This is a genomic window from Microcoleus sp. PH2017_24_DOB_U_A (assembly GCF_020738205.1).
GTDB lineage: Bacteria > Cyanobacteriota > Cyanobacteriia > Cyanobacteriales > Microcoleaceae > Microcoleus.
In genome coordinates, this window is the sequence record NZ_JAEQCT010000093.1 from 1 (window position 1) to 19445 (window position 19445).

The window sequence follows — 19445 nt, forward strand, 5'->3', positions numbered from 1 at the left end:
AATGATGTGACGTTCTGTTAGCTGCATTCTCAACCTCCTGACCACATAATACCATGCTTGATTACTTATGCTTACAAACTGAATGAAGTTTTACAATACCCAAATTATCCATTTTGATACCACTTCAAAAAAAGAATGCAACCAAGCGTCGAAATTTTGTAGGGTGGAGGCAAGGCGATGAGCGATTAATCTGTAGCACCTGCGCGATAAATCTCCAACCGTACCGCCACCCAGCACGAACCAAAAACTAAAAAACGAGTAAATTCACAATTTTTGAAACCAGCGCTGTATCAGCCAAAAACCTTCGTACTATCGCGGTATTTTTCGGTCGAAAGCAGTCGCCAACTCCCATCACCCAAAAGTTCCAAAACCTGCTGGTGATATTTCAACAAACTCAATCGGTGGCCCACACTCACAAATGTAGTTTTAGTTGCTTGCAACTGTTCGTATAAAAGTTGCTCGTTCTTCAAATCCAAAGCACTTGTAGCCTCATCCAAAATAGCATATCGCGGTTTCGTCAACAACAATCTGGCAAAAGCTAAACGCTGCTGTTCTCCCAGGGACAAAATCTCGACCCAATCTAAAGCCTCATCAAAACCGCCCAATCTGTCCGGCAAATCTGCTAAGTTGACTAATGCCAAAACACAGCGCAATTGTTCCTCATCAACCTTGCTGCTGGTATTGGGATAGAGAAGTTGCGATCGCAAATTGCCCAAAATCAGATAAGGACGCTGCGGCAAAAACAGCATTTCTCCCAATTCCGGCCGCGCCAGACGACCCGTTCCCGAGTCCCACAAACCCGCAATAGCCCGCAGCAAAGAACTCTTCCCAGAACCGCTTTCACCGACAATTAACAGTCCTTCTCCCGGCGACACCGCTACCGACAAATCCTTAATCAAAGTCTTTTGATGCTTCGGAGTATCTAAAGTAACCTGTTTCAGCATCAACTGAGAATCTACTACGACATCTATAGTAGTTCCTCCGGCACGAGATACCGCCTTTTTTGCTTCCAAAGTATCTGTAAATACAGTTAAACGATTGATACTAGCTGCAAAAGAACTAAGGGGTTCAATGCGACTGACAATCAGTGAAAAAGCGGCTAAAACCTGACGGAAAGCAAAACCCGCCTGAGTGATGTCTCCAAACTGAATCGTATCGGTTGTGTCGGCAAAATAAGCAGGAGCGAGAAACAAAGCCGGAATAATCACCACAGCATACCCATATCCAGTTGTAAAATAATCCAAATTTCGCTGCCAGCCAATTAGCAAATTAAAATTGCGGAATACTTCCACGAACCGCTGCTTTATTTGGATCGATTCTCGCTCTTCCCCTCCATAAAAGGCAATGGATTCAGCATTGTCGCGAATGTGAACCAGTCCGTAGCGGAAATTAGCTTCTTGTTTAAGTTGCTCGAAATTCAGAGGCACTAATTTTTGACCAAAAATCAGACTGGCGGTCGTCCCCAACATAGCATAGACAATCAGGAAAATTGAAAGTTGTTTCGAGATTGACCACAGGATACCCGTGAAAGATATGATATTAACTATTGAACTCAGGAGCGCCAGCATAAATGTCAAACTTGTACGAGTAAACGATTTGACATCTTCAGAAATTCTTTGGTCGGGATTGTCGATTTCCTTGTGTGAATTTATTTCGTAATAAGCCCGATTCTTAAAATACTTGTCCAGGAACTTATTTGTCATCCACTGTCGCCAGTAGAGACTCAATTTATCTTGGATGTAGCCGTAAATTACCACAATGGGAGTGCCGACTGCAAAAACCCCTGCATAGACAAAAAGATACTTCCAATAATTGAGCTGGTCTTTTTTTGCCAGTGCTGTATTGAAAAAGTTACTGACGTAACTAATGATTACATTCAAACCGCTTACGGACAGGGACAATAACAGCAATAAAGCTAAAAAAAACCACGACTGCCAATGCGCTATCAATCTGCCTTTAAAAAACCAAAAAGCGCTCAAAGGAATAATTAGCATCAAGGCAACAATGATAATTGTCGGGGAATCAATAATCTGCTGCAACAAACTAACTAACCCAGCAGCAATATTATTGACAAAATCCGGAAAAAGAGCGGCACCCCCCAAACATACAACACTAACGAGTACAAACATAGCAGCGAACAGAAATATTAATAACAGCGCTACTAATCCCAGAAAAACCCTGCCTCCTCCAGGCTCTAAAGGATAAAAGTAAGGCTGAGCGATCGCAATAAATTTTTCCCACAACTGACGGTCAAATCGATTCATTTTTACTGTTTGCAAAACTACTTCAACTGTTCTAACATATCAAGTTTGATTCCCCATTGTCGCAGTAATTTATTTGGGAGTTTAGGGAAGAGATTGGTCTCCTATGAGGTGCGCGGTCACGACTACAATTAAATTGGTTTGTAGTGAGGACTTTAGTCCTCATGAAAATCAGAGGACTAAAGTCCTCACTACAAACCAGATCGCGGTTATTTTACCGGAGATGATGTCACTCACAGAGGAATATTTGTTTTCCGATTTAAGTCGTGGAGACGCAAACAGTTTGTAGGTTAGTTGTGGGGTAAATCTAAAATCTTAAATCTATGGGATCGGGAGAAGTGGTGGTTTCGCCGATCGACTCCGACGACGATAGATTGTAGTAAAATCGGTGGCTAATCCCCAAACTAACTTGCTTGAGCACCCAATACAAAACAGCAATAACGACAAATGTTGCAGCCATTACTACAACCGGACGCTTACCAATCAAATCATTCATGACGGTGTTAACCAACGCATCGGGGTTAGTCAGGATGTCCCAAGTGTTGAACCGGATAAATCGTCCTAAATAAATGCCGATCGCCGAAAGTGCGTGTATAGTTATCTCCGTTGCCAGAATAAATCTACCCCAACCCTGTTGCTTCAGATAGTAACCCAAACCCATCACCGACAGTACATAGGCCTCAAATCCCGCCAACATAAACACCAGATACTGCGGAATCAGCGCCAATGTCACCACCCACACCGAGTTCCCCTCTTTAATCTGCTCGATCAGGTGAATGATATCAGTTAAAACGTAGGGTGCATTGGGCAAAAACGCGATAAACCAGAAAAAACCGCCCCACCAGCGGAGAGAGCGAACTCCGCGCTGTCGCAGCACCCAGATATCTAAAGCCATTAGTGCTAGCGTAATTGCGATCGCCCCCAAAACGTAAGTTGTACCCACATCTTGCACAATGTGCTTGAGATAGGACACAACATGGCGCGTGCTAGGCAAAAAAGTAGCGCCCAGGAGAACCCACGTACCCCACAGCAGCCAGCGCGATCGAGGTTTGCGGAAGAGCCAAAAACTCAACGCCAGCGGTACTAAACCTAAAAACAAATTCCAAGACATCCAGCGGACATTCTGTCCCATTGCTGCGATCGCTTCCAGGATTAATCCCATCATGTCAGTTTTTATACAATTAAAGGTTTCATGCAGCACCGCTTTCTCAGCAGCGTGAATCTATCTTAGTCGCTATAGCATTCGGAAGAGTTGACAGTTGACAGTTGACAGTTGACAGTTGACAGTTGACAGTCTGATTTGTAGGGTGCGTCAGCTAGCCACTTCTCGCTCCCCGCTGTCACATTACATAAAGGTACGTTGTTGCGCTTCAGCGCTCTTCGACGATCTATGAAAGAGCGCTGAAGCGCAACAACGTACCTAAGGAACCTACAGATAGGTTTTGCCGATCGGAATTTCGATCGCAAAAGTCGTTCCGCCTCCGACTTGGGAGAAACAGTCAATCTTGCCCTTGTGCTTTTCTACCACAATCGAGTGCGCGATCGACATTCCCAAGCCAGTACCTTTCCCCACAGCTTTTGTCGTAAAAAACGGGTTAAAAATGCGATCGATCACCGCCTGCGGAATCCCCGTACCGTTGTCCGAAATTTCCACCCTCACAGTGCCCTGGGCCGTGACACCAGTGCAAATCACAATCCGGCCGCTCTTAGTCGCTGCTTCTGGAACTGACAACTTGTGATATTGTTCTTCAATAGCATCAATTCCATTAGCAATAATATTCATAAACACTTGATTCAGTTGGCTGGCATAGCACTCCACCGGTGGCAGTTTCCCGAACTCCTTAATTACTTCAATTTCCGGGCGCCTATCGTGACTCTTTAAGCGATGCTGCAAAATCAACAAAGTGCTATTAATTCCCGCGTGAATATCGACAGGCTTCATTGCCGATTCGTCCAGCCGCGAGAAATTTCTCAGCGACAGCACAATTTGCCGGATGCGATCGGTTCCCACCTGCATCGAACCTACAAGTTTTCTTAGATCCTCAGTCATGAAATCCAAATCAATCTCTGCAATGCGATCGACAATTTTTGCATTAGGTTCGGGATACTCATGTTCGTAAAGATTCACCAGATCCAGCAACTGTGTAGTATACTGGTGTAGATAAGCAATGTTAGCGTGAATAAAGTTAACCGGATTATTAACTTCGTGGGCGATGCCTGCAACTAATTGACCCAAAGAAGACATTTTTTCAGTTTGAATGAGTTGAGATTGAGCAGAGCGCAATGACCGCAGCGCTGACTCTAGCTCTGTAGCTCTTTCTCTTTCTCGCGCCTCGCTTTGTCGCAGAGCTTCCTCTGATTGTTTCCGAATCGTAATATCCTGGGCAAATCCAATTATTACCTTTGACTGACCCTGAGAATTTCTGCTAAAAATAGTATCCCGACTTTGCAGCCAAAACCATTCACCGTTTGCTGCCAGCATCCGGTACTCAATTTCCCTGATTTCGCCATCTTTAATTTCTGCAAAGCTCGCGTGATATTCCAAAATTTTTGGCAAATCTTCGGGGTTAATTAACTGAGTCATTAGTGATGAACCCATCGCTTTAATTTCATCAAATGTATAGCCAAGAAGCGTGCCCATAGAAGAATTAGCATAGACATTTCGCTGTTCTTCCAAGTCATAAAGATACAAAATGCCGGGAGTAGCATCCGCAATTTTTTGAATAAACTGCTGGCTCTCTTGCAAAGCTAACTCAGCTTGTTTGCGATTCGTAATATCAATAGTGATACCGTCCCAAAGAATATCGCCGTTTGCTTTAGCTTCAGGACGCGAAATTGACTGAAACCAGTGAATTTTTCCTGAAGGCAGCACGAACCGTCCTTCCCAGTACCAAGGTTGCAAAGTTTGCGCTGAAATAGCAACAGATTCGTTATAATCTTGGCGGTCGTCGGGATGAACCAAATCTATTAGCAAAGCCGCATTTTTACGAAGACTTTCTGGTTCTAGCTCAAACATTTCTAGGGAAGCAGGACTGACGTAAGGGAAACTTAAATAACCATCTCCACCAAGCAAACATTGATAAATTACTCCCGGCACATTTACAGACATTTTTTGGAATTTCGCTTCACTTTTTTGTAGTGCTTCCTCTGCTTCTTTGCGCTCCGTGATGTCAGTAATTGAACCAACAATGCGGACAGCTTTTCCAGATGCATCCCACAAAGCTTGTCCGCGACTGAGTATCCATTTGTAGGTGCTGTTGTAGCACCACAAGCGGTATTCGGTGATGTAATGCGGCGTTTTTTTGTCTAAATGGTCTTGGAAAGCTTGCATTACTAAATCTAAATCATCGGGATGCGTGTTTCTGTTCCATTCGTCAAAGTAATCGAGCATGGGGATGTGTTCGTATCCCGTGATTTCTTTAAATCGATCGGACAGAAATATTTCTCCTGTTTGCAAGTTCCAATCCCAAATGCCGTCATTGTTACCTTTGAGTGCTAACTGCCAGCGTTCTTCTGTTTGCATCAATTGAGCAGTTCTTTGTTCGACTCTATTTTCTAGTTCTTCATTGAGCTGTTTGAGACTTTCTTCTGCCTGTTTCCGCTCGATCGCAATTCCCGCTAAATGCCTGACAGATTCTATCAATTGCAGCTCAAAATTTTGGGGAGTGCGCGGTTGGGCGTAATACATACCAAAAGTTCCCAAAACTTGACCCCCAGATGAGACAATAGGAGTAGACCAGCAAGCTCTCAGTCCAAAACTCAAGGCTAAATCTCGAAAGTCTTGCCACAAAGGATCGCTGGCAATATCTGTAACGATCACCTGTTCGCAGCGATAGGCAGCAGTGCCGCAAGAACCGACATTCGGGCCGATGGCTACTCCATTAATAGCAGCATTATAACTTTCTGGCAAACTGGGCGCGGCTCCGTGCAGCAAATGTTTGCCGTCTGGAGCTAGAATCAAAATCGAACCCATGACATTTTTAGATTGCTGTTCGATAATTTTAATTAAAGTATTTAAAGTATCGCCAAGAGTTGCGTCCTGAGCAATCATTTCTAAAATTTGTTTTTGACCTGTCAACCAATTTTCAGCTTGCTTGCGCTCGGTAATGTCCCGGGCAATCCACAAAGCCGTGTTGTCTTTCATTGGCGAAATGGTAGCAGCAAACCACTTTTGTTCGCTGCCAATTTCCAGGTGATATTCACAATTCAAAGTTTGATTAGTAGAGACAGCGATAGTAATTTGCTCCAAAAAAAATTCTGCTGTTTCTGGATCGAATAGATCGTGAATTTTTTGACCTATAACTTCCGTCGGTGGCTTGTACAAAAGTTCGGGATTTGTCTGGGCAACTTTTAGATAGCGTCCCTCAATATCGAACACAAAAATTACGTCGTTCATGGCAGCGAACAATGCCCGCAATTCTGCTTCTGAAGCTTGCAGGGCGAGTTCAGCTTGTTTGCGATCGCTAATGTCGCGCCCCACTCCTTGGTATTCGATCGCCGCACCTCGATCGTCAAAAGTTGCTCTGTCAGTCCACTGTATCCAGCGAATTTCGCCCGTGTCGAGAATTACGCGGTGTTCCCAGGTAATAGCGGGATTTTGTAGGCTTAAAGAATTGAAAATATCGCTGCAAAAGTTTCTATCTTCTTCCCAAATCAAAGGCATAAAAGAATTGCCGATCAGCTCCGATCGCGATTTATTGAAATAGCGGCAGTAGGCATCGTTGACAAAAGTCACAACTCCGCTGGGCAAGAAACGGCAAATAAGTTCGGTTTGGTCTTCAATAATTGCCCGATAGCGAGATTCGCTCGCTTGCAGCGCGGCTTCTGCTAGGATGCGATCGCTAATGTCTGTACCGACGAACAGCAGCCCGATCGATCGCCCTTTGGAATCGACCACAGGTTTGTTTCTCCAGGTTATCCAGACTTTTTCCCCATTGCGGCGGATGTTTTCATTTTCGTGTTTGAAGTATTTGTCCGGCTGTGCCACACAGTCTCGAATCATTATGACTAACTGATTTTCCGACAATGTGGCCGGATCTACAATTGTGCCGATCGCACTTTTGCCAAGAATTTCTGCTTGTGAATACCCGAAAAAATTTTCCGCAAACTCATTAAAAAAAGTAATCTTGCCTTCATTGTCTAACTGCACAATCATGCTGTTAGCGTTCTCAACCAGTTGTCGGTACTTAGCTTCGCTCGATCGCAGCATCGATAGGCCGTACATCCCCGTAAAAACCGCCACCCCGCTCAAAACTGCCAGCAAGCCACCTCCTGAGAGCAACCACCCCCGCCGTGGCGAATTCTCGGGCCATCCTCCTGCGGGAATTGCTGCCAACTGCCAGGAACCGTTGGGCAAAATCACTTCCAACACCACCGGATTGTTCTGAAAAATCGAGTTGTCGCCGAAAAACACCTCACCTGACACTCCCTTCGCGTCTTTCCCCCGGACAGCGTATTGCACCTTGGCTGAGGGATCGTTGAGTCCCGCTTCCTCAAGCAGGACATTTTTTTCGAGGATCACACCGATCAACCCCCAGTAAACTCCTGTTTCGGGCTCGGCGTCGGGGGGGGTCAGAAAAATTGGCGATCGGCTGATGAAGGCCACGCCTCCCTCCAATAATTGCACGGGCCCGGCAAGCAGAGTTTTTCTGGTGTGGATCGCATCTTCGACCATTTGCCGCTGTTTGGGTAGCGTCATCAAGTCAACGCCGATCGCCTTTTCATTTCCATCCTTCGGATAAATATCAGCGATCGTCGTCCCTTTAACTAAAGTGATGTTGCGAATGCCGGTTTGCTGTGCCAGCAGAATTCTCGCCGTAGCTGCAAACTCGGCTGCGGTGATGTCTGGGTTGTGGGAAATGTCAGCTACCAATCCCCGGATCAAAAATAGCCGGGAATTCAAAGAACCTTCCAACTTTGAGCGGACTGTGCTGAGCCGATCGATCGTGCTAGCGCGGTTGTGTTGCAAAAATCGCTCTTGTTCCGATCGGTCTAAAATGCCAACTCCGACCAAAATTGCTACTAATGCCGAAAATGCTGCTAAATACGGTGAAATTTGGAATTTTTTCAGCTTAAAGTATTCCATCTGTCGGCAGTTCAACTATATTTTTAAGTCTTTAGATAGATTTATTTTAGTTTCATTTTCCTATGCCGATGCAAGATTTCCGGCAGACGGAGCTTTTCACAAGTCTGCACGAGTTTTGTGTGTTCTAAGCTGTTGTACATCTCAATTGTTTATTTCAATTTCCTCGCACATTCTCCCCATTGGTGTCAACTTAAGGTCAAAAACTTTTGTATTTTTCGTTCGCAGCCGAAGCCAGATCCCCCTAAATCCCCCTTAAGAAGGGGGACTTTGAGTGCTTCTTGTCCCCCCCGACCTAAGGGGGGTTAGGGGGGATCTGGCATTAATCATCAGACAGAAGACTGGAATTACATTTGACGTGTTTGTTGACACCAATTCCCTCTCCCCCTCTCCCACTCTCCAGACTCGCGCACCCGAAACACGGGATTTGTTGGCTAAAATAAGGTTAGCAATAATTTTTGTCAGCGCTGGGCGCAAATAATTCATAGGGGCAATTTGATGCAGGAACAGTTGATGGAAGCGATCGCACCTTACCGCGATCGAGTAGATTATCTAGAAGTTCGCCTCGAACAAAGCGAGTCAACAGCCATTAGTTTTCGCGGCCCTCAGTTAGATGCAGTCAACCGCAGTTTCAGTCTAGCCGGCGGCATCCGCGCCTGTCACAAAGGCGGCTGGAGTTTTGTAACATTTAACGGTTTGGCTGAATTAAAAGCCCGGATTGAAGAAGCTGTCGTGCAGTCTCGTTTGGTAGGTAGCGAAAAAACTGTACTAGCAGATGTCACTCCGATTCAAGATTATGTAGCGGTGGAATTCGGTCGCGATCCGCGGTCTATTACTCTAGCAGAAAAACGCAAGTTGCTCGAATCTTACAACCAATTGCTGTTAGATTTCGACCCGCGAATTCAGACGACAATGGCCGGTTACAGCGATCGATTCGGGATTACTTATTTTGTGAATTCTCAAGGCACTTGCATTGCTCAAGAGCGTTTGGACGTGACGGGGCGGTTTGGGGCGATCGCCCGCGGGGAAGGCGGTGTCGTCCGTCAAGGGTTTGAATCGATTCATTCGCGATCGGATTACAATGTCTTGACAAATATTGAAGATCGTGTTAAAAGCGCGGCGGTGCGAGCTGTGGGCCAATTAGAAGCAAAACCGGTCAAAGGCGGCCAGTATCCAGTGATTTTAGACCCTTATTTGTCGGGGGTATTTATTCACGAAGCTTTCGGCCATTTGTCGGAAGCTGACGGCATTTACGAAAACCCGAAAATGCAGGAATTATTGACTTTGGGCAAGCCTGTGGCGATCGAACAATTGAACGTAATTGACGACGCAACATTGCCGGGATTGCCGGGAACTCTCAAATACGACGACGAAGGAGTGCCTGCTCAGTGCAAGCATTTAATTAAAAATGGAGTTTTAGCAGCGAGAATGCACAATCGCGAGACTGCGGGCAAAATGGGGGAAGCTCCGACGGGAAATGCTCGGGCTTTGAGCGCTACTTTTATGCCGTTGGTGCGGATGACTAATACTGCGATCGAATCTGGCGCACATTCTTTCGATGAAATGGTGGGCGACATTGAGGAAGGAGTCTATGCAGTACGGATGTTGGGAGGACAAACCAACGGCGAAATGTTTACCTTTGCAGCAGCCGAAGGCTTCATGATTCGCAACGGCAAATTGGCCGAACCGGTGAGTGATGTCACCTTAAGCGGCAACGTATTTCAGACTTTAAAGGATATTGAGTCGATCGGCAACGACTCAGTTTATGCCTACGGCGGATGTGGAAAAGGTGGCCAAAGCGGTTTAGCTGTCAGCGTCGGCGGCCCCCATTTGCGGATCAAAAATGTTGTAGTCGGAGGCAGATAATATATAGCCTTTCGAGCTTTCATATGAGGTACTCATGGGGATAGGGCATAGGGGATAGGGCATAGGGCATAGGGCATAGGGCATACCTCACTTTTTTTAGAACCGCTATATAAAAACTGTTGAGTTTTGAATTTTGAGTTTTGAACTCAACAGTTTTTATCCCCATCGGCGAACCCAAGAGTTCAATAAAAAACCCGGTTTCTTGAAGAAACCGGGTTTTTTTCTACCAACTAAGAGAGGATTGAAAAATTATCGGGTAGAGGTTGCGGGAATTCTGCATTTCTCGCGCAACCCTCTCAACCAAACTACGGGCTAATTTTAGTGGCAGCGACTTAAAGCTGTCTCATCTCATCTTCAAGCACCCGAACCAAATCTTGATTGCCGCTGGCTCTAGCGACTTCGATGCGGTGCATCAGTTGCTTTTGAATGTTAGCGCGGTGGGTTTCAGCGATTTTTTTTACGTTTTGGCGATTTGTGTTCATGGTGAACGTTCCTTATATTAAATTTGGTGTAACTCCTACTTCTTTAATATAGCGCAAAATTTCAAAAAGTATCTAAATTTACAAAAAGTTTACAGTTATTGACCGATCGACCACAATAGTGTATACTATCTCGCATAAGTCAATAGCGATATCTTGACATTTCCAATAATTTAAATAGTAGGCGTCGGTCAGATTCCCGCTTCCCAACAAAATAATTTCCCAAATCAAAGGTACATAGTTGCGCTTGGGCGCTCTTAGGTACGTAGTTGCGCTTGGGCGCTCTTAGGTACGTAGTTGCGCTTGGGCGCTCTTAGGTACGTAGTTGCGCTTGGGCTACGTAGTTGCGCTTCAGCGCTCTTTGATATAGACAAAAGCGCCAAAGCAAAGGTACGTGCCTTAGTCAAAACTGAAAACTTCCCCCAGCACCTCTAGCAAATGGTGAAGGTGTGCGAGCTCGTGAGTTGCCATCAGCGAAATCCGAATGCGACTGACACTGACAGTCGGAGGCCGAATCGCCACAGCCAAAATACCCATTTCCTTGAGTTGGCTGCTAACTGCTAAAGCTGTGGCTGCATCTTTTAACAGCAGACTGAAAATTGGGGAGAGGGAATTGCTAATTGGTAATTGGCGATTGGTAATCGCCCCATATTTGAAAGTTTCAATATTTTGTTGCAACCGAACTCGGCGCTCTGGTTCTTGCTGTACAATTCTCACAGCTTCCAAAGCAGCCGCCGTGTCAGCCGGCGTCAATGCTGTAGTATAAATCCAACTCGCGGCTCGATTGCGGAGAAAATCAATTAAAGTAGCGGAGCCCGCAACGTAGCCGCCCAAACTTCCCAAAGCTTTGCTAAGCGTGCCAACTTGAATTAGCGGCAATCCCTTACAGCCGAAATGTTCTGCACAACCGGCACCGCTAGCACCGAAAACTCCTGTAGCGTGAGCTTCATCTACTAATACCATACAGTTAAATTGCTCGCCCAAAGCTAACAACTCCGGCAGCGGACACAAGTCCCCATCCATGCTAAACACGCTATCGGTAATAATTAAACACTTGCGGAATTTAGCACGATTTTGTTCTAGCTTGGCTTTTAAATCCTCAAGATTGCAGTGATTGTACTCTAGCGCTGTTGCACGGCTGAGTATGGCTCCATTTTTGAGACTCGAATGATTGTACTTGTCAGATAATATCAAATCGCGCTGGCCGACAACTGATGCGATCGCCCCTAAATTCGCTAAATACCCGGAACTGAATACTAAAGCGTCTTCAGTTTGTTTTAAATTAGCAATAGCCAGTTCTAGCTGTCGGTGCAAATCGCGGTGTCCGCTGACTAACCTCGAACCCGTCGCACCCGTACCAAATTCCTTAGTTGCAGCCATCGCCGCTTGAATCAACCTGTCATCGCCGGCAAGTCCCAGATAATCGTTGCTGGCAAAGTTAATCAGCCAACGGCTTGCTAATTTTACCACAGGCCCCGGACAGCTTTCGATCAATTGTGGCGATCGATACCAATCGGCCCGGCGAACAGTGTCCAGGGACTTCTCTAGCCAAGCGTAAGGGTCTGCATTCATATTGTCCAGCGATCGAGTAATAAGTTATATTGTCTTATAATCAGTCCCTGCCTATCAGAGAAGCATATGCCACTCACTAAAAAATACAGATTAGTCACCCGCAGTGATTTTGACGGTCTTGTCTGTGCCGTTTTACTCAAAGAACTCGATATGATAGACGAGATTAAATTCGTGCATCCTAAAGATATGCAGGATGGAAAAATCGAAATAACAAATAACGATATTACCACCAATTTACCATATGTTGAGGGAGTTCATCTAGCTTTCGATCACCATTTTAGCGAAACTCTCAGACATGAAAAAATCAAAATCAACCACATCATTGACCCCTATGCAGCTTCCGCAGCCAGAGTGCTGTATAAATATTATGGAGGCAGAGCAAAATTTCCTGATATTTCCGAGGCGATGATGCTAGCAGTTGACAAAGCAGACTCCGCTCAATTTGCCAAAGAAGAGGTTTTGCAACCGGAAGAATGGGTGCTGTTAAACTTCTTGATGGACGCCCGCACTGGCTTGGGCAGGTTTAAAGAATTTACGGTTTCCAATTATCAGTTAATGATGGAGTTAATTGATTACTGCAAAAATCATACCATCGATGAAATCTTGCAGCTTTCTGATGTGAAAGAAAGAGTAGACCTTTACTTCGAGCAATCCCAAAAATTTGAAGACCAAATACAGCGCTGCGCCAAAGTTTACGATCATTTAGTCGTTTTAGATTTGCGTAACGAAGATGTGATTTATGCGGGAAATCGTTTTGTAATTTACGCTTTGTTCCCCGAGTGCAATATCTCGATTCACACACTATGGGGACTGAAGCAACAAAATACTGTTTTCGCCGTTGGTAAGTCAATCTTCAACAAAACTTCTCAAACTAATATAGGGGAGTTAATGTTAAAATATGGTGGGGGCGGCCACCGGAATGCGGGAACTTGTCAGATTGAAAATGATAAAGCTAGTAAAGTTTTGAAAGAGTTAATTGCCCAGATTGAGCAAAAGGGTTAAATTAAATTAACTTGATATTTTTGGCAGTCAGGACTTGAGTCTTTGATGATTTAAATTTTCAGGATTCAAGTCCTTACTACAAAAGGGAATGTTTAGAACTCAAGTCCTTGCTGCTAGCGGGAGTTTAGTCCTCAAGGTTTTGAGGTTGGGGGTTCGGGGCGTTGAAATTTTCTGCACTCTTGCCTTTGACTGGCGGCAAATAATCTACTAAACCCATATCAAAAGCCACATCCGGCAAATCGGCAGCGTTATAATTTCCTGCTTCAAACAATCGCCCAGGAGTAAAACAAGGCTGCTTCAATCTTACCACTTCGCTAGGCGAAAACATTCCCCTAAACATTTTGCGTTCGAGTCCCATAATTTCTGCTCCTAAAACAACTCTCGCATTAATCTTAACAATTTTTTGCCTGTCGCTTCCCAATTAAATAAATCCGCCGTCTCCCGAGCTTTTTGGGCTACCTGAAAACGCATGGGATCCTCCACAATTTTTCGCAACTGTTCGCGAACAGACTCAACATTTGGTTCGGCCCAATGAGGAGCATTTCTAATTTTAAGATACTGAGTATCGTAACATTCTCCGACGGGAATTAGATCGTGAGCAATGGGATAACAGTTAGCACTATTTGCGTACTCCGTCGGGCCACCGTACACAGTCATAGCGACTGGTAAACCCGCAGCAAAGGCATCCAAAATTTTAATCGCAAAACCCTCGCCACGAAACGGAGCCAAAAAAGCATCTGCTGATAAGTATAAATCCGCTAGTTCTGTTTTAGTAAAAAATTTAGGCTTTATCTCTATTTTCGGCTTTAATTTGCCGAATTGTCTTTCCATATTTATGATATGTTCGGTTATGGCATCAGGATTTTTGCCACCATCTTTGACGATCAACTCTACGTTGGCATCATCTTGAAACTCTTGATAAAATGCTTGGATGGCGAGATCCGTGCCAAATCTATACAAGTCAAAAGAATTGGTCATGTGCAGAATAGATTTTACATCGTTCTGGTTTTTTTTAGGTCTGGAAGAATAGAGTTGCGAAATTAAAGGATTGAAACCTAGAGGTATGACGGAGACTTTTTTTGTCGGACATCCAGCTTGGACTAAAACGTTTTTAGAATATTCACTGACGGCTATGATGTGGGATGAATTGTTGACAGCATCGTAAATCCAGTAATCATATTCATCATCATTTCTGGCGAATTCGTAATTAATGGCAAAAAATTCTAAGTTGAGGTGTCCGCTGAGTTCTTTTAAAAAGAAAGGTTTCCAATAATGAGACCATTTTAGCTGAAATAAATCTGATGGTGCGGTGTTCATCCACTTGGCTAGGAGGTGGTTTTCTTCGGCTGTGGAATAGCGTGTGAGGTGAGATGCGATTTCTGAGGGTTCGACTGAAATAGAAATCCCCATTTTGTCTAGGGTTTTCGCCAGCGATAGGGTAATGTCGGCGAAGGAATTAAAATTTTGAAAGCCGACGTTAAAGTGAACCATAATTAGTTATTGGTTATTGGTTATTGGTTATTTGTTATTGATTGTAGGGTGCGTCAGGCGAGTAGGTTTTCAATACAAACTCAGGATTTTTGCCCTGACGCACCTTGGGTTTATTGAGGTGAGAAGGTTTTCAATACAAATTCAGGATTTTTGCCCTGGCGCACCTTGGGGTTTATTGAGGGTTGATTAATTAATACCATTTCTCTAAAATTGTGCAACACTCTTCGACCCCCCCTAGCCCCCTCATGAATCAGGGGGGGAACAAGAATACTGTTATTTCGTTGAAAATTGGTATAAATTATTCATAAAAACATTTGTACAAGCCTCCACGTGAAAGATGCGGATTCATGAGATTGTTGATATAATTTAGGGATGTTCGAGTGCGACGCACCCTACGACTCACATCTCAAAATATACGATTTAAATGCGGTACAGCTTAGGATTTTGCTAAAGTGTAAGGTGCGTCGCTTGATGATTTTGCATATATAGCCTTTCTCAAAAAGATGAGGTATGGCTGACGGCTTATATAATAAACACTAAGAGGGGCTGAAGCCCAACAACGTACCTCATCTTTTTGAACACCGTTATGATTTAGGGATTGTTGATGGCGACGCACGCTACGACTAAAATCTAAGATCGCCAATGGTATGATTTTGCTAGGATGCCGATCGCACTAATATGACTGTACAGTCGCATCCGCGCGCCACAGCTTCCGGGATGTTCCCCTGAATTACCTGTTTCAGCAGCCCTTCGCGACTGGCTCCCAGGACGATCGCATCACATTGATCGTTTTGAGCCAAATCAATTAAAGCATCCGACACCGACTTAGCGCAAACCGCAGTCACTATTACTTCACAACTAACCCGCCCCTGAATAAACTTCGCAGCTTGCTTTAATTCGGCGCGCGAGGGCTCCGCAACAGAAGGCTGGTGCACCTGACACAATTTAATCTCCGATAAGGCACTCGCAGCCACGAAAGCAGGTAGCAGCCGCAATGCCGCAGCTTGCTTGTAACTGCCGCGAATTGGTACTAACCAGCGCTGCAAACCCATCAGTGTGTGCAATCCCAATTCTGGCGCCCGAATGTCGGAATTGGGCGAGGAAAATTCAGTCTCTGGTGTCGCTGATGAATTTGATGTCACAAATTGAGAATTTTCTGCGTCATCAACTCCTGCGGCATTTAACTGCCATTCTGTAGACGCATATTCCCGCCCGCTGCTAGCGGCTGAAAACTCATTTTTCTGGCGTGTTACTAATAGTTTTTCGCTCCATTTAACTAAAACTACTTCGCAGCCTGCTTGCCGAATTACGGTATCGACCACATCGCCAAAAATGCGTCCAGTTGTGGATAATTCGCCTTGCCAGCCCATCAAAATTAGGTCAATGTGACGCTCCCTAATTGTCTCTAAAATCGCGTGAGGCACGTCGTGAGCTACCCGAATTTGAGTGTGTACTGGCAAGTTCCAATTGCGGATAATGCGCTCGGCTTGTTGCAGCAGGCGGCGGCTTTTTGTGGTTCGCACTGCGCTTTCTGAGGGGGAACTGTTGCGCGGTACGATGATGATTTGCAGGCATTCTAATTCATAATTGCGATCGCGCGCAATGGCGGCCGCGAGTCGCAGCAAGGCGGGTGCTGTTTGCGGGTTGGAAAGCGGCACTAATAAGCGGCCGTTTCCGACTTGTGGCGCTCTGGTTTGATACACTACATAGGATGGTTCTGGATGCGGGCCTTGGGTTGTTTCTCCGCTGAGGCGATCGGATTCTACTCGGATTATGTCGCTGCGAGTAATAATTCCAACTAGATGCCGTCCTTCTATGACGGGCAAGCGGCTGATATTGTAGTGATTGAGTCTGTACAGTACCTCGCTTAGGGTATCCTTGGCTTTGACTGCGATCGGCTGTGCAGTCATAAATTCTTTGAGCAGTGTCTTGCCGGACAAATTCTGCTCGCTGGCTTTTGCTAAATCGGTTTGACTGATAATTCCGACCAGTTTACCATTTTCAACTACCGGAAAGCCGCGGTGGTGCGATCGCGAAAAAGCCTGCATCACTTCATCGAAAGTCAGTTGACTCGAAAGAGTTTCAACTCGGCGCTGCATCACGTTAGCTGCGTACAAGTCGCTCAAACCATCAACCGCAGGTTTATCTTTGGTGAGATGAATGCCGCTAAACTCCAAAAGGCGATCGTACAAAGAGCCGCTGTCCACCTTTTCGGCGACTAAATAAGCAACTACAGAACAGATCATCAAAGGTAGCACTAATTTGAAATCCGCCGTAATTTCAAACACAATAACTACCGCCGTAATCGGCGCCCTAGAAACCGCACAAAAAAACGCTCCCATTCCCGCCAAAGCGTAAGTTACCGGCAAACCAACACCCAGCCAATGTGCTTGGATAATTCCCACGATATGGCCGAGTGCCGAACCGAGAACTAAAGAAGGTGCAAACAATCCTCCCGGAGCTCCCGAAGCTGCGGAAAGAATTGTCAAACAAAAGTGAGCGATAAAAGCAATTAAACTGGTGGTTCCGCTAGCTTCTCCGGTTAGCAAAAACTCGCGCAAACCAGTATTATTGCGAAAATTTTCTGGCAAAGCAGCGATGACTATACCACAGATAAACCCCGCACAAGCAATTCGCCAAGGTAAGGCTAATTTCAGCGTTTTTCGATTGAAGTGCAAACCAGCAATAATCCCTTTGCTGAACAAAGCTCCCAGCAATCCCGCTAAAACTCCTAACAGTATATAGAACGGAATTTCCTGAGGAAAAAAACTAATTTTATACTCTCGCAAATTGAGATTTAAACTATCTCCGCCCAAAAGCTGCGAAACAACCGCACCGATGAAAGAAGCAATAATTGCCGTACCTAAAGTCAAGCCAGAAACATCGTGCAGCAGTTCTTCAACTACAAACAAAACCCCTGCAATCGGAGCATTAAAACCAGCAGCCAGTCCCGCCGCTGCACCGCAAGCAATCAATTGGCGGCGGTAGTCTGGGGAAGTCGGCATCAAGTTACCTATCCAGCCGGCCAAAGACGCTCCAATTTGGACGGTTGGGCCTTGTCTTCCCAGGGTTAAACCGGAACCAACTGCTAAAATAGTGGTCAGAAGTTTAACGACAGCTACTCGTAAATTCAAAGAAAGATTGACACCAGCGAGGGCAGCTTTGACGTGAGGAATGCCACTACCAGCAGTTTCTGGAGCGAAACGTTCAACTAAAAAACCTGTTAGAAACCCGCCTAATAAACCGACAGCCGGAAGCAAAATTAAAGCTGGAATTAGCGTTGAGGTAGCAACTCGCCAACTGCCGAGCCATCCGACTCCTAATTTGAGCAAGACGCCAGCCAATCCTGAAATTAAACCGATCAGGCAAGCTTCAAAAATAGCGAGGCGTTTGGGGCGTAAAAAAAGCTGAGATTCGATGACGCTGGAAGGTTCCCTAAGTTGTTTAGGGATAGTAATGTACGGCATAAATAGGGTAGATGACCTAAGAATTGTATGCTCGATTAGACTTTAGCAAACATTCGGTATGTTTGGGGAAATACAGCAAATATTAATGGCTAATTTACTATTTTTTCGATGCCATAATTTTGATTTCTATACTATAGCAGTTCTCGTAAATAATCATTTTACAAGACGACGGTCTAATACATCGATGTCAGGAGGTTGAACAGTTATGGTCAAAGTAGGAAGAGCAGGGTTTATATATCTTTGTTCTTGCCTAAGCATTGTTCCAAAATGAAGCAAATTTAATTAGAGTGGCAACACATTAAAGAAGATGAATTAGCTGCGACATTAATTGAGATTACAAAGTGTTGAAAAATTTATGATTTTTCTTGAATTCTTTTAATTAGGTTTAGTGCCTTTTCATAATCATCTTTTCTTGCTTGTTTCTGAAATAAGTCGGCGGCTTTTTGTAAATCTTGTATCGCACCCTGCTTATCTCCTAATATCGCTCGCGCAATACCAAGGTTGGCGTAGGCTTCAGCATAGTCTGGGTTGATTTTTATAGCCTGGTCGTAATCGGCGATCGCACCCTGCTTGTCTGCTAAGCTCGATCGGGTGACACCTCGGTTATAGTAGGCATGAGCATTGTTGGGGTCAATTTTTAGGGCTTGGTCGTAATCGGCGATCGCACCCTGCTTGTCTCCCAATTGATCGCGGACTAAACCTCGGTTGTAGTAGGCTAACGCATAATTAGGGTCAATTTTCAGGGCTTGGTCAAAATCTGCCTTCGCACCCTGCTTGTCTCCTAATTTTGCTCGGGCGATACCCCTGCCCATATAGGCATTGGCATAATTAGGATTAAGCTTAATTGCTCGATCGCAAGCCTCTACAGCGCCCTGATAATCTCCTTGGTGGTACTTCTGTCCAGCCAAATTATAAAATTCCTCCGCCGTCATCCCAGGCGCCCCAGCCTCACTCACAAGCTGCACGGACAAATCCACTCGATCGTAATGCTCAATCTGTGCGACCGCGATCGATTTAGCTTCTCTGGCGTCAACTGCGGGGTGGTGGGCGATGAAAATAGTTGCAGTTAAACCAATTAATGTTGCTGGTATTCGGTGATGTAAGTTCATAATTTTAGTTAAAAATTTATTTTTTCCGAACTGTCAAATCTGAGAAATCCTGTGTTATACCAAACAGTAAATATTTTTGATATGGCAATCATAAATCAATACGCTTGGGTTAAGAC

At 45.0% G+C, this 19445-nt stretch carries 11 protein-coding genes; 2 read left to right on the top strand and 9 right to left on the bottom strand.

The genetic code is table 11. The features are described 5' to 3' along the window. Nucleotides 1–290: 290 nt before the first annotated feature. The 3 genes from JGK07_RS24365 to JGK07_RS24375 all read right to left on the bottom strand — a co-directional run bounded on the left by JGK07_RS24365 (nucleotide 291) and on the right by JGK07_RS24375 (nucleotide 8346). Nucleotides 291–2264 (bottom strand): ABC transporter ATP-binding protein/permease, encoded by a 1974-nt coding sequence (locus tag JGK07_RS24365; RefSeq protein ID WP_293193395.1) that lies wholly within the window; start codon nucleotides 2262–2264, stop codon nucleotides 291–293. Nucleotides 2265–2568: 304 nt separating this feature from the next. Next, a complete protein-coding gene (locus JGK07_RS24370) occupies nucleotides 2569–3426 on the bottom strand; it encodes a DUF1361 domain-containing protein (RefSeq protein WP_293193394.1) in 858 nt (285 codons plus the stop codon). Nucleotides 3427–3690: 264 nt separating this feature from the next. Then, nucleotides 3691–8346 (bottom strand): PAS domain S-box protein, encoded by a 4656-nt coding sequence (locus tag JGK07_RS24375; RefSeq protein ID WP_293243001.1) that lies wholly within the window; start codon nucleotides 8344–8346, stop codon nucleotides 3691–3693. A 495-nt stretch (nucleotides 8347–8841) separates the two neighbouring features. Between JGK07_RS24375 and JGK07_RS24380 the strand changes: the two genes are divergently transcribed. Next, nucleotides 8842–10209, top strand: coding sequence for a TldD/PmbA family protein (locus JGK07_RS24380; protein WP_293185135.1), 1368 nt, complete (start codon nucleotides 8842–8844; stop codon nucleotides 10207–10209). 332 nt (nucleotides 10210–10541) lie between these two features. Here JGK07_RS24380 and JGK07_RS24385 read toward each other — a convergent pair whose 3' ends face one another. Both JGK07_RS24385 and bioF read right to left on the bottom strand, forming a co-directional pair. Further along, nucleotides 10542–10691, bottom strand: a complete 150-nt coding sequence (locus JGK07_RS24385; protein ID WP_293143575.1) for a hypothetical protein — start codon at nucleotides 10689–10691, stop codon at nucleotides 10542–10544. Between the two features lie 396 nt (nucleotides 10692–11087). Further along, nucleotides 11088–12260, bottom strand: coding sequence for an 8-amino-7-oxononanoate synthase (gene bioF, locus JGK07_RS24390; protein WP_293193391.1), 1173 nt, complete (start codon nucleotides 12258–12260; stop codon nucleotides 11088–11090). A gap of 66 nt (nucleotides 12261–12326) precedes the next feature. Between bioF and JGK07_RS24395 the strand changes: the two genes are divergently transcribed. After that, a complete protein-coding gene (locus JGK07_RS24395) occupies nucleotides 12327–13262 on the top strand; it encodes an exopolyphosphatase (RefSeq protein ID WP_293185139.1) in 936 nt (311 codons plus the stop codon). 124 nt (nucleotides 13263–13386) lie between these two features. Here the strand turns inward: JGK07_RS24395 and JGK07_RS24400 are convergent, their stop codons facing one another. From JGK07_RS24400 to JGK07_RS24415, 4 genes are all read right to left on the bottom strand, one after another. Beyond that, nucleotides 13387–13620, bottom strand: a complete 234-nt coding sequence (locus JGK07_RS24400) for a hypothetical protein (RefSeq protein ID WP_293143588.1) — start codon at nucleotides 13618–13620, stop codon at nucleotides 13387–13389. Between the two features lie 11 nt (nucleotides 13621–13631). Further along, nucleotides 13632–14753: a glycosyltransferase family 4 protein gene (locus tag JGK07_RS24405; protein WP_293185141.1), complete on the bottom strand. Its 1122-nt coding sequence runs from the start codon at nucleotides 14751–14753 to the stop codon at nucleotides 13632–13634. Between the two features lie 656 nt (nucleotides 14754–15409). After that, a complete protein-coding gene (locus tag JGK07_RS24410) occupies nucleotides 15410–18220 on the bottom strand; it encodes a chloride channel protein (protein ID WP_293185143.1) in 2811 nt (936 codons plus the stop codon). Between the two features lie 353 nt (nucleotides 18221–18573). Further along, nucleotides 18574–19329 (bottom strand): tetratricopeptide repeat protein, encoded by a 756-nt coding sequence (locus JGK07_RS24415; RefSeq protein WP_293243005.1) that lies wholly within the window; start codon nucleotides 19327–19329, stop codon nucleotides 18574–18576. Nucleotides 19330–19445: the final 116 nt, after the last annotated feature.

Excerpts from the sequence above, each read along its gene's own strand:
- JGK07_RS24365 (WP_293193395.1), bottom strand. The coding sequence starts at position 2,264 with ATGAATCGATTTGACCGTCAGTTGTGGGAAAAATTTATTGCGATCGCT.
- JGK07_RS24370 (WP_293193394.1), bottom strand. The coding sequence starts at position 3,426 with ATGATGGGATTAATCCTGGAAGCGATCGCAGCAATGGGACAGAATGTC.
- JGK07_RS24375 (WP_293243001.1), bottom strand. The coding sequence starts at position 8,346 with ATGGAATACTTTAAGCTGAAAAAATTCCAAATTTCACCGTATTTAGCA.
- JGK07_RS24380 (WP_293185135.1), top strand. The coding sequence starts at position 8,842 with ATGCAGGAACAGTTGATGGAAGCGATCGCACCTTACCGCGATCGAGTA.
- JGK07_RS24385 (WP_293143575.1), bottom strand. The coding sequence starts at position 10,691 with ATGAACACAAATCGCCAAAACGTAAAAAAAATCGCTGAAACCCACCGC.
- bioF (WP_293193391.1), bottom strand. The coding sequence starts at position 12,260 with ATGAATGCAGACCCTTACGCTTGGCTAGAGAAGTCCCTGGACACTGTT.
- JGK07_RS24395 (WP_293185139.1), top strand. The coding sequence starts at position 12,327 with ATGCCACTCACTAAAAAATACAGATTAGTCACCCGCAGTGATTTTGAC.
- JGK07_RS24400 (WP_293143588.1), bottom strand. The coding sequence starts at position 13,620 with ATGGGACTCGAACGCAAAATGTTTAGGGGAATGTTTTCGCCTAGCGAA.
- JGK07_RS24405 (WP_293185141.1), bottom strand. The coding sequence starts at position 14,753 with ATGGTTCACTTTAACGTCGGCTTTCAAAATTTTAATTCCTTCGCCGAC.
- JGK07_RS24410 (WP_293185143.1), bottom strand. The coding sequence starts at position 18,220 with ATGCCGTACATTACTATCCCTAAACAACTTAGGGAACCTTCCAGCGTC.
- JGK07_RS24415 (WP_293243005.1), bottom strand. The coding sequence starts at position 19,329 with ATGAACTTACATCACCGAATACCAGCAACATTAATTGGTTTAACTGCA.